General features: G+C 65.2%; 12 protein-coding genes. 6 read left to right on the top strand and 6 right to left on the bottom strand.

The genetic code is table 11. From position 1 onward, the window contains the following. Positions 1 to 14: 14 nt before the first annotated feature. The 3 genes from KCG88_RS15590 to KCG88_RS15580 all read right to left on the bottom strand — a co-directional run bounded on the left by KCG88_RS15590 (position 15) and on the right by KCG88_RS15580 (position 4,273). A complete protein-coding gene (locus tag KCG88_RS15590) occupies positions 15 to 1,589 on the bottom strand; it encodes an aldehyde dehydrogenase (NADP(+)) (RefSeq protein ID WP_210712681.1) in 1,575 nt (524 codons plus the stop codon). A gap of 32 nt (positions 1,590 to 1,621) precedes the next feature. Beyond that, a complete protein-coding gene (locus KCG88_RS15585; protein WP_210712680.1) occupies positions 1,622 to 3,193 on the bottom strand; it encodes an APC family permease in 1,572 nt (523 codons plus the stop codon). A gap of 159 nt (positions 3,194 to 3,352) precedes the next feature. Further along, positions 3,353 to 4,273 carry a dihydrodipicolinate synthase family protein gene (locus KCG88_RS15580; RefSeq protein WP_047284308.1) on the bottom strand — a complete coding sequence of 307 codons (921 nt, stop codon included), beginning with the start codon at positions 4,271 to 4,273 and terminating at the stop codon, positions 3,353 to 3,355. Positions 4,274 to 4,549: 276 nt separating this feature from the next. Here KCG88_RS15580 and KCG88_RS15575 point away from each other — a divergent pair, with 276 nt between their 5' ends. The 5 genes from KCG88_RS15575 to KCG88_RS15555 are packed head-to-tail and all read left to right on the top strand — an operon-like array spanning position 4,550 to position 8,952. After that, positions 4,550 to 5,482, top strand: a complete 933-nt coding sequence (locus KCG88_RS15575) for a 4-hydroxyproline epimerase (protein WP_210712679.1) — start codon at positions 4,550 to 4,552, stop codon at positions 5,480 to 5,482. Further along, complete coding sequence (locus KCG88_RS15570) at positions 5,479 to 6,600, top strand: FAD-dependent oxidoreductase (protein ID WP_210712678.1); 1,122 nt, start codon at positions 5,479 to 5,481, stop codon at positions 6,598 to 6,600. The genes KCG88_RS15575 and KCG88_RS15570 overlap by 4 nt, the downstream gene beginning before the upstream one ends. Next, on the top strand, positions 6,597 to 6,830 hold the full coding sequence (locus KCG88_RS15565) for a 2Fe-2S iron-sulfur cluster-binding protein (RefSeq protein ID WP_047284305.1): 234 nt from the start codon (positions 6,597 to 6,599) through the stop codon (positions 6,828 to 6,830). Before KCG88_RS15570 ends, KCG88_RS15565 begins: the two co-directional genes overlap by 4 nt. Further along, positions 6,827 to 8,116: an FAD/NAD(P)-binding oxidoreductase gene (locus KCG88_RS15560; protein WP_210712677.1), complete on the top strand. Its 1,290-nt coding sequence runs from the start codon at positions 6,827 to 6,829 to the stop codon at positions 8,114 to 8,116. Before KCG88_RS15565 ends, KCG88_RS15560 begins: the two co-directional genes overlap by 4 nt. Positions 8,117 to 8,175: 59 nt before the next feature. Then, complete coding sequence (locus tag KCG88_RS15555) at positions 8,176 to 8,952, top strand: AraC family transcriptional regulator (protein ID WP_047284303.1); 777 nt, start codon at positions 8,176 to 8,178, stop codon at positions 8,950 to 8,952. 7 nt (positions 8,953 to 8,959) lie between these two features. Here the strand turns inward: KCG88_RS15555 and KCG88_RS15550 are convergent, their stop codons facing one another. Further along, positions 8,960 to 9,733 carry a GNAT family N-acetyltransferase gene (locus KCG88_RS15550; RefSeq protein ID WP_047335909.1) on the bottom strand — a complete coding sequence of 258 codons (774 nt, stop codon included), beginning with the start codon at positions 9,731 to 9,733 and terminating at the stop codon, positions 8,960 to 8,962. A gap of 205 nt (positions 9,734 to 9,938) precedes the next feature. Further along, a complete protein-coding gene (locus KCG88_RS15545; RefSeq protein WP_047284301.1) occupies positions 9,939 to 11,024 on the bottom strand; it encodes a type I restriction endonuclease in 1,086 nt (361 codons plus the stop codon). A 252-nt stretch (positions 11,025 to 11,276) separates the two neighbouring features. On the opposite strand from KCG88_RS15545, the gene KCG88_RS15540 reads away from it, so the two are divergent. After that, positions 11,277 to 11,687, top strand: coding sequence for a low affinity iron permease family protein (locus KCG88_RS15540; protein ID WP_015634485.1), 411 nt, complete (start codon positions 11,277 to 11,279; stop codon positions 11,685 to 11,687). A gap of 38 nt (positions 11,688 to 11,725) precedes the next feature. Here the strand turns inward: KCG88_RS15540 and KCG88_RS15535 are convergent, their stop codons facing one another. Further along, positions 11,726 to 12,634: an SDR family oxidoreductase gene (locus KCG88_RS15535; protein WP_210712676.1), complete on the bottom strand. Its 909-nt coding sequence runs from the start codon at positions 12,632 to 12,634 to the stop codon at positions 11,726 to 11,728. Between the last annotated feature and the right edge of the window lie 8 nt (positions 12,635 to 12,642).

Genomic DNA, 12,642 nt, shown 5'->3' with positions numbered 1-12,642 from the left:
TGGCGCACCTCAAGTCAGCTCGGGCCCTGGCCGTCGAGCAGCTGCGGCACCTGCAACGGATTGGCGCTGTGCAGTTCAGCCGGCAATAGCGACTCGGGCAGGTCCTGGTAGGACACCGGGCGCAGGAAGCGCTGGATCGCCAGGCTGCCCACGGAAGTGCTGCGGCTGTCGGAAGTGGCCGGGAACGGCCCGCCATGGACCATGGCATGGGCCACTTCGACACCGGTGCCGAAACCGTTGGCCAGCAGGCGCCCGGCCTTGCTCTCCAGCAGCGGCAGCAGCGCCCGCACCTGCGGCTGATCGCCCTCGCCCAGGTGAATGGCAATGGTCAGCTGGCCCTCCAGGCTGCGCAGTACCTGTTGCAGGACAGTCAAGTCGGTGCAGCGGACAATCAGCGAGGCCGGGCCAAAGATCTCCCCGCGCAACTCGGGGCACGCCATGAACGCCGCGGCCGAGGTGGCGAACAATGCCCCGCGCGCCTGCTGGCCCTGCCCTTCCGGGCCCTGGGCCAGGAGCTGCACCCGAGCATGCGCCGCGAGGCTGGCCACACCTTGGCAGTAGCTGCGGTAAATGCCCGGCGTGAGCATGGTCTGCGCCGCCACGTGGCCGAGGGCCTCGGCGGCGGCCCGCTCAAAACGCTGCAACGCCGGCCCATCGACGGCCAGGATCAACCCCGGGTTGGTGCAGAACTGCCCGGCGCCCTGGGTCAGCGAGGCGACAAACGCCGGGGCGATCTGCTCGCCGCGCTCCTTGAGGGCGTGGGGCAACAGCAGCACCGGATTGATCGAACTCATCTCCGCATACACCGGGATCGGCTCGGCGCGCGCTGCGGCGATCTGCATCAGGGCCATCCCACCGCTGCGCGAACCGGTGAAGCCCACGGCCTTGATCCGCGAGTCCGCCACCAGCCCCTGGCCGATATCCCGGCCACTGTCGAACAACAGTGAAAACACCCCTTCGGGCATGCCCTGCTGCCGTGCCGCCCGGGCGATGGCCTGGGCCACCAGCTCCGAAGTGCCGGGGTGGGCCGAGTGCGCCTTGACGATCACCGGGCAGCCCGCCGCCAGGGCCGATGCGGTATCGCCGCCGGCCACGGAGAAGGCCAAAGGAAAGTTCGACGCCCCGAACACCGCCACCGGCCCCAGCCCCATCTGCCGCAAGCGCAGGTCGACCCTGGGCAAAGGCTGGCGCCCGGGTTGCGCCGGGTCGATCCGCACCCCGAGAAACCCGCCCTTGCGCACCACCGCGGCAAACAGCCGCAACTGGCCAACGGTGCGCCCGCGCTCGCCTTCCAGGCGGGCACGGGGCAGGCCGGTTTCCAGCAGGCAACGCTCGATCAGTTCATCCCCCAGCTCAAGAATCTGGCTGGCGATACTCTCCAGAAACACCGCCCGCCGCTCCAGCGGCAACAGCCGATAAGGCTCGAACGCCGCCTGGGCCAGGGCACAGGCACGCTCCAGGTCGGCCGGTGCGGCCCCGCCAAAAGCCGGTTGCAGCACCTGGCCGGTGGCCGCGTTCAGCCCATGGATATGCCCGTGGGTGCCCAAGGTAGATTGCTGGCCGATCAGCATCTGTCCAGTAACAGTCATGGTTTGCCTCGTCTGCTTGAAAGTGGGCACCCTCATTCCACCTCATCGCCGTCCAGCACCAGTTTGGCGCTGGGCACGCCGGTGTTGGCGCCCCAGGTGTAGATACACAGGGCCATGAGGGTGACGGTCAGGGTGTCGAAGGGGTGAGCCAGGGCGCCGATGCCGCCGAAGCTGCCCAGGTAGGAAATGACGATGGTCAGGGCATAGAACGCGATCAGCCACAGGGACGAACGCACCTGTTCGCCAAGGCTCAAGTGATCAGTGGGCACCAGGCGCTTGCACAACAGGTAGATCACAAACATCAGGATCTGCAGCCCCAGCAGCCAGGACACCGTGCCCCAGCCCGACCAATAGACGATCAGCGCCGCGATCACGAAGGACACCGGCCCCAGCAGGGCAAAACCACGCACGCGGAACGGCCGCGCCAACTCCGGCGCGCTCTTGCGCAAGGCCGCGACACTGATGGGCGCCACTGCATAGCTCAGTACCAGGGCCGCCGAGACCACATTGATCAGGGCTTCCCAGGAAGGGAACGGCAAGGTCCAGAACACCGACAGGCCGAAGGTCAGCCACAGCGCCGGGCGCGGTATGCCGGACTGCTCATCGATACGGGTGAAGATCTTGAAAAAGGTCCCGGTGCGGGCCCAGCCGTAGACCACCCGCGGCGTGGCGTTCATGTAGATGTTGCCGCAGCCGCTGGGGGAGATCACCGCGTCGGCCACCACCAGGTAGGCCAGCCAGCCGACCCCCAGCGTCAGGGCGATATCGCGGTACGGCAGAGAGAATTCCTTGCTGATGCCGCTCCAGCCGTTGGCCAGCATTTCCGTGGGAATGCTGCCCAGGAAGGCCAGTTGCAGCAGGCCGTAGATCAGGGTCGAGAGCAGCACCGAAAGGATCAGGGCAATGGGAATGGTGCGCTGCGGATTGCGCACCTCGCTGGCCACGGAAATGATCGGGGTCAGCCCCAGGTAGGCAAAGATGATGCCCCCCGCCGAGACCGCCATCTCGATCCCCGAGAGACCAAACGGCGCAAAGCCCTGGACATGGAAGTTATCGGGCTTGAAGAAGGTGAACAGCACCCCGATCACCAGCAGCGGCACGATGAACTTGAACAGGCTGATGAAGTTGTTGGATTTGGCGAAGGTCTTGACGCTGTAGTAGTTGAGCCAGAAGAACAGGCACAACAGGGCGAACTGCACCAGCCAGCCGATGATCGTCGGGTTGCTCGAACCCTCGTGGGTCAGCGCCGGGAACCAGGCCGCGGCGTACTGCCGGGCCGCCACCACTTCAATCGCCACCAGGCTGGAAAAGGCGATCAGGGTGATGAACCCCATCAGGTAGCCCAGCAGCGGCCCGTGGGAAAACACCGGATAGCGCACCACCCCGCCGGCCCGGGGCAGGGCTGCCCCCAGCTCGCAGTAGACGATGCCCAGCAGCAGTACGGCAAAGCCGCCCAGCAGCCAGGAAAAGATCCCCGCCGGCCCGGCAATCGCCGAAACGTGGCTGGCAGCGAACAGCCAGCCGGAACCGAAAATCGCACCCAGACCGATAAAGGTCAGGTCCACCAGAGAGAGTTGTTTCTTGAATTTGCCTTTGCCTGACATGGGGCTGCGCCTGTTTTGGATTATTGGAATGGGCAGATGGAATGTCACGTCGGCGGGGCCGTCCGACGCTTGCAGCACTGCACCCGGGCTGTGCCTCGTGGCTTCCCGGAGCTGTTGTTCGAAAGCGGGCGCCCTTCACCCTGGGCGCCCGTAAACGCCTTACAAGCCGACGTTGGGCAGGCTCGGGCGCGTGGCCAGGGCCTTGGCGACAATCGCCTTGACCTCGGCCAGGGTCTCGCCCTGCAGCGGCAAGCGCGGCGGCCGGGTAATGGACGAACCACGCCCTACCAGTTCCTCGCAGAGCTTGATGCACTGCACCAGGTCCGGACGGGCATCCAGGTGCAGCAGCGGCATGAACCAGCGGTACAGGGTGAGGGCTTCCTCGAAGCGCTTTTCCTTGGCCAGGCGGAACAGCGTCTCGCCCTCCTTGGGGAAGGCCACGGACATCCCGGAGACCCAGCCCTCGGCGCCCACCGCAACGCTTTCCACCACCACGTCATCGAGCCCGGCGAACAGCACGAAGCGGTCGCCGACGGCATTGCGCAGGTCGATGAAGCGCCGGGTATCGCCGGAGGAATCCTTGAAGCAGACGATGTTCTCGCAGTCCTGCAGGGCGATCAGTACATCGGGGGTGACGTCGTTCTTGTAGATGGGCGGGTTGTTGTAGACCATCACCGGCAGGTCGGTGCCGGTGGCCACGGCGCGAAAATGCGCGGCGGTCTCATGGGGCTTGGCCGAGTACACCAGGGCGGGCATCACCATCACCCCGTCGGCCCCGGCCCTGGCGGCCTCGCGCACAGTGTTGCGGGCAAACTCGGTGGTGAATTCGGCCACCCCGGCAATCACCGGCACCCGGCCGCCGGCGGCGTCCTTGGCCACTTCGATCACCGCGAGTTTTTCCGCGGTGGTCAACGAGGTGTTCTCCCCCACGGTGCCGCACACCACCAGCCCCGAGACGCCATCGTCCACCAGGCTGCGCATGACCTTGTGGGTGGCTTGCAGGTTCAGGGAAAAATCGGCGTTGAACTGGGTGGTCACTGCGGGGAACACACCGCTCCACTGGATGGTTTTACGGCTCATGGTCTTGTCCTTGTATGAGGTCGGCCGGGCCGACAGGCGTTGGATACGAAATCCAGAGTCGCCTTTTATCCCCGTCGCAGCTTGAGACTTTTCACCCCCGAAGGAGACGAAATCGGCACACTTGCCCGACGCTCGCGGCTCACCGGCGCGTTCCTCGCACACCGCCTCGACAGCCGAACGGACTGTGCCGATTTCGTCATCCACGACAGCGAAAACCCACAAGCGGCAGCGCCCCCGCCAAGGCCACTCTGTAGCTCTTTGCCCTCAGGTGCCCTCATGAAAAAAATAACCGTGATCGACTCCCACACCGGGGGTGAACCCACCCGCCTGGTCATCGACGGCTTTCCCGACCTGGGCCGCGGCTCCATGGCCGAACGCTTGCAGATCCTGGAGCGCGAGCACGATCAGTGGCGCCGGGCCTGCGTCCTCGAACCCCGGGGCAGCGACGTACTGGTGGGGGCCCTGCTGTGCCAGCCGCAGGCCAGCGACGCCTGTGCCGGAGTGATCTTCTTCAACAACAGCGGCTACCTGGGCATGTGCGGCCACGGCGCCATTGGCCTGGTGCGCTCGCTGTATCACCTGGGGCGCATCGACCAGGGCGTGCACCGTATCGAAACCCCGGTGGGCACCGTCGAGGCCACCCTGCACGAGGACCTGTCGGTGAGCGTGCGCAACGTCCCCGCCTACCGCTACCGCACCCAGGTGATGCTGCAACTGCCCGGCCACGGCAAGGTGCACGGCGACATCGCCTGGGGCGGCAACTGGTTCTTCCTGATCAGCGACCACGGCCAGCGCATTGCCCTGGACAATGTCGAAGCCCTGACCCACTACACCTGGGACGTGCGCCAGGCCCTCGAAGCCGCCGGCATCACCGGCGCCGAGGGCGGGGTCATCGACCACATCGAACTGTTCGCCGACGACCCGCAGGCCGACAGCCGCAACTTCGTGCTCTGCCCCGGCAAGGCCTACGACCGTTCGCCCTGCGGCACCGGCACCAGCGCCAAGCTGGCGTGCCTGGCGGCGGACGGCAAGCTCGCCCCGGGCCATGCCTGGCGCCAGGCCAGTGTCATCGGCAGCCAGTTCAGCGCCCACTATGAGAAGGTCGGCGAGCAACTGATTCCGACCCTTCGCGGCAGTGCCCACATCAGCGCCGAAGCCACTCTGCTGCTGGACGACAGCGATCCGTTCGCCTGGGGCATCGGCTCGTGACGCCGGTGGCCGAGGCCGAGGTGATAGTGGTGGGCGCTGGCATCATCGGTGCCGCCTGCGCCCATGAGCTGGCCCGGCGCGGCCTGCGGGTGCAGGTGCTCGACGATGGTCGTGGCGGTGCCACCGGGGCCGGCATGGGCCATCTGGTGGTGATGGACGACAACCCGGCGGAACTGGCCTTGAGTCACTACTCCCTCGGCCTCTGGCGGCAACTGCGCGAACGCCTGCCCGACGCCTGCGCCTACCGGAACTGCGGCACCTTGTGGTTGGCCGCCGACCACCACGAGAGGGACCTGGCGCGGACCAAGCAGCAGGCCCTGGCCGACCACGGCATCAGCGGCGAGCTGCTGGACAGCACCCGGCTGGCGAGCCTGGAACCGATGTTGCGCAAAGGCCTGGCCGGTGCGCTGAAGATCCCCGGCGACGCGATCCTCTACGCCCCGGCCACTGCCCACTGGCTGCTCGGCAACGCTTCGCTGATCAGGCGCCAGGCAGCCCGGGTGCGCAGCGTCGCCGGGGACCAGGTGGAGCTCGCCGACGGTCGCGTGCTGAGGGCACAACGGGTGCTGCTGGCCAACGGCTTCGCTGCCCGGGAACTGTTGCCGGCCCTGCCCCTGCGCCCGAAGAAGGGCCATCTGCTGATCAGCGACCGCTACCCGCAACAGGTCGGCCACCAACTGGTGGAGCTGGGTTACGCCGCCAGCGCCCACGCCAGCCACGGCACCTCGGTGGCGTTCAATGTCCAGCCGCGGCCCACCGGCCAGTTGCTGATCGGCTCGTCTCGACAGTTCGACACCCTCGATCCGGCCATCGACCCCAGCGTACTGGCGCCCATGCTGCGGCGCGCCGTGGACTACCTGCCGGCGCTCGCCGAGCTCAACGGCATCCGCGCCTGGACCGGCTTTCGCGCCGCCACGCCGGATGGCCTGCCGATCCTCGGCGAACACCCGCGGCAACCGGGCCTGTGGCTGGCGGTCGGGCATGAAGGCCTGGGAGTCACCACCGCCCCCGGCAGCGCGCGACTGCTGGTGGACCTGATGCTGGGCGAATGCCCGGCGCTCGACCCGCGCCCCTATCTGCCCGGGCGCTTCGCCGCCCTGACTGGAGACTTGCCATGATCATCTACCTGGACCAGCAGGCCCTGCAGGTGGCCGACGGCCTCAGCGTGGCCGCCGCCGTGGCCGGCAGCGCCGACCCGCGCACCCGCACCTCCTGCGGTGGCCAGCCGCGGACCGTGTTCTGCGGCATGGGCATCTGCCAGGAATGCCGGATGACCATCGATGGCCGCCGCCAGCTGGCCTGCCAGACCCTGTGCCGGAACGGCATGCAGGTGGAGCGCAGCCAATGACCGCCCGCCACCTGCAGTGTCAGATCCTCATCGTCGGCAGCGGCCCGGCGGGGCTGGCCGCCGCCCAGGCCGCCAGCCGCAGCGCCGCCTCGATCCTGATCGTCGATGACAACCCGCGCCCCGGCGGCCAGATCTGGCGCCACGGCCCCCAGCATCCGCCCAGCGCCGCCCAGGCCGAACACTTCAAGGTGCTGCAGCACCCGGCGGTGCGCTACCTCAGCGCCACCCGCATCATCTCGACCCTGGGTACTCACAGCCTGTTGCTCGAAGATGCCCGGCAGGCCTGGCACGTGGAATTCGAACAACTGATCCTGTGCTGTGGCGCCCAGGAACTGCTGCTGCCCTTCCCCGGCTGGACCCTGCCCGGGGTGACCGGGGCCGGCGGCCTGCAAGCGCTGCTCAAGAACGGCCTGGCGGTGGCAGGAAAGACTCTGGTGATCGCCGGCAGCGGCCCCTTATTGCTGGCCAGCGCCGCCACCGCGCGCCGCGCCGGCGGCCGGGTGGCGCGGGTGCTGGAACAGGCCCCGGCGGCCTCGCTGCTGGGCTTTGCCGCCCAGTTGTGGCGCTGGCCGAACAAGCTGGCCCAGGCCCTGAGCCTGGCCACCCCGAGCTATCGCTGCAACGCCCACGTGGTCGAGGCGCTGGGCGAGCAGCACTTGCAGGCCGTGCGCATCCGCCAGGGCCGGCGCACCCTGGAAATCCCCTGCGACTACCTGGCCTGCGGCTTCGGCCTGGTGCCCAATGTGCGCCTGGCCAACCACCTGGGCTGCCGCCTGGAACAGGGCGCCATCGCGGTCGATCAGCAACAGCGCAGCAGCCTGCCCCAAGTCCTGGCCGCCGGCGAGTGCACGGGCATCGGTGGCAGCGAACTGGCGCTGATCGAAGGCCGGATCGCCGGTTGTGTGGCCAGCGGGCAGGCAGACCGGGCCGCCGAACTGATCCAGCAGCGCCGTCATTGGCAGCATTTTGCCGAGCGCCTGCTGCGGCATTTCGAGCTGCAACCGCAGGTCCTGCAACTGGCCCGAGCTGATACTCTGCTGTGCCGGTGCGAGGATGTGCCCTACGCCGCCGTGGCCGCAGCCCCCGACTGGGCCCAGGCCAAGCTGCAGAGCCGCTGCGGCATGGGCGCCTGCCAGGGCCGGGTCTGTGCCAGCGCGGCCCACCGCCTGTTCGGCTGGGCGCCTCCCCCGCCACGGGCACCCCTGGTGCCGGCGCGGATCGCCACGCTGCTGCTCGACAGCCAGCAGGCACGCCCCGACGCCGACAATGCAACCGGCGGCCCGTGAACCCCTTGGCTTTATCGACCCAGATCCATCCCCCAAGCCCCCATAGAGAGAGGCAGACGATGATCGATGGCGCACAGCTGCACCACTTGCCCCGGGCCATCGCCGCCCAAGCGCCCCGGGACCTCAATGGCCTGCTGGCCAACATGGCGCCGATCACCCCGCTGCTGGACTGCATCCCCAGCGCGGTGTTCTTCATCAAGGACCTGCAGGCCCGCTACCGAGTGGCCAACCTGACCCTGGCCCAGCGCTGCGGTTTCAAGAATGTGCGGCCCCTGCTGGGCAAGACCTCCGCCGAAGTCTTCCCGGCAGTGCTCGGCCCGGTCTACACCGAGCAGGACCAGCGCGTGCTGCGCCAGGGCATCACCATCAAGGGCCAGCTGGAACTGCATCTGTATGGCAGCCGCGAGCCCGGCTGGTGCCTGACCCACAAACTGCCGCTGTACGGGCGTGACGGGCAGATCATCGGCATGGCCGGGATCTCCCTGGACCTGCAGGCCGCCCATGACACCCATCCGGCCTATGAACGCTTGGCAGCGGTGGACCGGCATATCCGCGAGCACTACAGCGAGGCCATCCGCCTGGACGACCTGACCCGCATCGCCAGCCTGTCCACTGCCCAGCTGGAGCGCTACTGCAAGCGCATCTTCCACCTCACGCCACGGCAGATGATCCACAAGGTCCGCCTGGAACACGCTTCGCAGTTGCTGCTCACCGAAGAACCCATCACCGAAGTGGCGCTGCAATGCGGCTACACCGACCACAGCGCCTTCAGCCGCCAGTTCAAGGCCCTGACCGGGCTCAGCCCGCGCCAGTTCCGGCAGAACGCTGCCCGCTAGGGCGGGCTCATTCCTGGCAGAAGGTGCGGTAGTCGAACAGCGGTTCGAAGCCGGCCTTGCGGTAGATCGACAGGCCATCGAGGGAGGCTTCCAGCACGCAGGTCCTGGCGCCCCTGGCCCGGGCGAACGCCAGCACCGCTTGAATCAGCGCCGTGGCATAACCCTGGCCCTGGCACTCCTGCACGGTGCCGATGTCATCCAGGCGCGCCAGCCCCGGCAGCAGCGAGAGGGTCAGGGCACTCACCGGGCGCTCCTGGACATACAGGGTGAAATGGCTCAGCGCCCGGCCCGCCGACAGCGCCGCCCGATGCCGGGCCAGGTACTGCTCGATCCCCCCCTCGCCGGACTCGAATGCACTCTGCACGGGCTGCGCCCAATCCTCCAGGCGCAGGTCGCTACAGCGCACCTGGGCCTGCGCCGCAAGCGCTTGCCGGGGCTCATGGCGCGTCAGATCGAGCACCATGCAGGTGGTCTTGTCCGCCGCCAGCAGGTGCTGCTGGTGCAATTGCCCGCTGACCCGGGGCACCAGTGTCTCGGGCACCACCACACAGAACGGCATGCCGGTGCGCTGCAGAAACGCCACGCCTTCGGCCAACGGCCCAGGCTCATCGACGGCGCGGTCATTCATCATCAACAGGTTCAGGCTGCTGGCTTCGACCCCCGTGCAATAGGCACTCAGGCCACTACCGAAACGTCGATAGAACTGGGAGATGGAAACGAAGAAATAGTCTTGCGCCTGGTGATACAGGTCGATGACCGAAGCACCGGTACTGGCCGACATAAGCTGCCTCCTTGAGCGTCGTGGCGCCCCATGGGGCACCTGCCCGGGCCACGTTAAGCCCAGCGCCCCGACAGCTCCAGCACAATCCTGTTTTATTGTGCGAAGGAGTGTTGTGAGGTGTAAGCGGGCAGCTAATTGCTTTGCTCCAGCGGTCAGGAAGCGCCCCTCCTGCCGCCTTCGCCAGTTTCACTACGAGCCCGATCACCTAGTCATAAAAACCCACCGTCTTCTTTAGATGTTCCGAATACTCGTAGATCTCGTCGACAGAGTTGATGGGATGGCGAGTCTCGACCTTGTCCTGGTCGAAAATACCGATGTACTTCTGTGATCTATTAAAATGCAAACGGCAAATCGGCTTGCGATTGTTATCGTCAAGAAGGATGCCGAAATAGCTCTGAGTGTCGCGTTGCACAATACGTTTGGCATCAACCACCGAGCGCACCACCGCTCGTACGATGTGATATCCCTCAAGCTCCTCCAGGGTCGTGAAGATCTTCTCATCTGTGCGTTCCTCCTCATCAACTCCCCTCTCATCGTTGAGGGGGGCCGAATGCTGGGGAATGAGAACCTGATTAGCTCCGCTCATGGCGGACTTCAAACGCTCATTGATCTGATCATTGAGGAACTGACCTATGGCTTTGCGCGTCAGTTCGTAAAACTGATCGCGTACTTTTTGCGTAATCACGCCTTCATAAACTCGCGATGCAAAGACCTTCACAAAGTCATCGTCCGGCTTGCTGACTTGTGAAGCGACAACCTTCTTGATCTGACTGACATACTTCAATTCGCCCGCTGCACTGAGAATCGACTCGACATCAAACGCCGACTTGGTCAGCTTGATCAGCTCCGGCACCGAGTACTCATCAATGTCCAGCAGATCAAGCTCAAGGAAAGGCTTTTCATCCATCTTGTTCGGCGCATCCAGGTCCGTGAAAAACTTATACACCTGACCATTAGTGAGGATGGATATACGTGCGCTGGTCACGTGAAAGTACCGAAACAGCTGGGATGCATGGTTGATGTGTAAAGGCTCACCGATTTTCTTACACTCGATAAGCATCTGCACCTCACCATCCTTGATGATCGCGTAATCAATCTTCTCGCCCTTCTTGGTCCCGACATCGCAGACGAACTCTGGCGTCACCTCCATCGGATCGAAAACGTCATAACCCAGGACCGTACTGATGAAAGGCATGACGAACGCGTTTTTCGTCGCCTCTTCGGTTTGAATGGCCGCGCCTTGTAGACGTACCTTGGCAGCAAGACTGGTGAGTTTTTCAAGAAATTCCATGAGAGACCTCTGACAGTTTCCGATCCGTGTATTAGCGTGATGGCACTTTGAACGCCATTGATACTAGCCACAAACCGGTACAAAGACAGACATCTCCGTCAACTCAAACACAGGTTACTGCCAGGCCGTTGGGTAAAAGATAAAACAGCTCTCATCGGGAGCCCTCATACCTCGATGAATTGACGAAAAAAGCACTTTCACCAGAGCCCTGCTGTCACAGCTTCAGACACCTCCCCCATAAGGAACACGGTCATGAAGTTCTCGAAGATTTCGCAAACGCTGTCGATGTGGGCCGGCAGCCCGAAAACCTTTCTCGGCGCGCTGTTGCTGATTCTGATCTGGGGGCTCAGCGGGCCGGTGTTTCACTTCAACGACACCTGGCAGTTGATCATCAATACCTCCACCACCATCATCACCTTCCTCATGGTGTTCCTGATCCAGAACACCCAGAACCGCGACAACGACATTCTGCACTTGAAGATCGACGAGTTGCTGCGGGCCACCAAGGCGGCCCACAACGCCATGCTCAACCTGGACGGGCTGGACCTCAAGCAGCTGGAGCAGATGCGCCGCGAATACCGCGAGATCGGCCAGGGCGGCGATTCCGAGCTGTCCGTCAGCACCTCCAGCCAGCAGGACAAGACCGATCTCAATCAGTGTTGAGATCGGCTCGGCGAAGGCTGGCCCCTGCGCCGATCATCCTAGGGCAGAGGGTTGCCGCCGGTGACCCCGAACACTTCGCCGGTGATGTAGCTCGATTCCTGTGACGCCAGTAGCACGTACAGGGGGGCGCATTCGGCCGGCTGCCCCGGACGCTTCATGGGGGTTTGCAGGCCGAACTTCGGGATCTTTTCCCGAGGCTGGCCACCACTGGGTTGCAGTACGGTCCAGATCGGCCCCGGCGCCACGGCGTTGACCCGAATCCCCCGCCCGATCACCTGTTTGGCCAGGGCCTTGGTGAAAACCACGATCGCCGCCTTGGTGGTGGCGTAATCCAGGAGGCTGGCCGAAGGCTGGTAGGACTGGATCGACGCGGTGTTGATCACCGTGGCGCCAGCCGGCATCAGCGGCAAGGCCGCCTGACAGATCCAGAACAGGGCATACACGTTGGTCTTCAAGGTGGCGTCGAACTGAGCGGTGCTGATGTCGGCGATGTCCTCCTGCGCCACCTGCTTGCCCGCCACGTTGACCAGGATGTCCAACCCACCCAGTTGCTCATGGGCACGGCGCACCAGGTCGCGGCAGAAACGTTCGTCGCTGATATCGCCGGGAAGCGCAACGGCCTTGCGCCCGGCGGCCTTGATCAGCTCTATCACCTGGCGGGCGTCGCGCTCTTCCTCGGGCAGGTAGTTGATGGCAACGTCCGCGCCTTCACGGGCATAGGCAATGGCCGCCGCGCGGCCGATACCCGAATCGCCGCCGGTGATCAGGGCCTTGCGCCCCAGCAACCGGCCAAACCCGTGATAGCTGTGCTCGCCGTGGTCGGGACGGGGGATCATGTCCTGGTCAATGCCCGGCGCGGTTTGCGGCTGGTCGGGAAATTCCGGCTGGGGGTACTGGGTCAGGGGATTCTGCATCGCGTACTGATTAGATACGGGTTGAGTCGACATGGTGCTCT

The organism is Pseudomonas sp. MWU349 (genome assembly GCF_017947325.1).
Lineage (GTDB): Bacteria > Pseudomonadota > Gammaproteobacteria > Pseudomonadales > Pseudomonadaceae > Aquipseudomonas > Aquipseudomonas protegens.
This window is presented reverse-complemented; position numbering and strand designations above follow the sequence as displayed.